This window comes from Saccharothrix sp. ST-888, from assembly GCF_000955975.1.
Classification (GTDB): Bacteria; Actinomycetota; Actinomycetes; order Streptomycetales; family Streptomycetaceae; genus Kitasatospora.
In genome coordinates, this window is the sequence record NZ_JYJF01000893.1 from 1 (window position 1) to 313 (window position 313).

The 313-nt window shown below is 72.2% G+C and carries 1 protein-coding gene; it reads right to left on the reverse strand.

The genetic code is table 11. The features are described 5' to 3' along the window. A partial coding sequence (locus UK12_RS34940; protein WP_156179168.1) for a beta-ketoacyl synthase N-terminal-like domain-containing protein occupies positions 1-313 on the reverse strand: 313 nt, incomplete at both ends.

The following is a 313-nucleotide window of genomic DNA, read 5'->3' on the forward strand; positions in this document are numbered from 1 at the left end:
GCCGTGCGCCTCCACCGCATCGACCTCATCGGCCGACAGACCCGCATTCGCCAGCGCCTGACGGATCACCCGCTGCTGCGACGGACCGTTCGGCGCAGTAAGGCCGTTCGACGCACCGTCCTGGTTGATCGCCGAACCCCGCACCACCGCCAGCACCGGGTGCCCGTTCCGGAGGGCGTCGGAGAGCCGCTCGACGAGCAGCATGCCGACACCGTCACCCCAGCCCGTGCCGTCCGCGTCCGCCGAGAACGCCCGGCAGCGGCCGTCCGCCGAGAGCGCCCGCTGACGACTGAAGTCGACGAACACCTCGGGG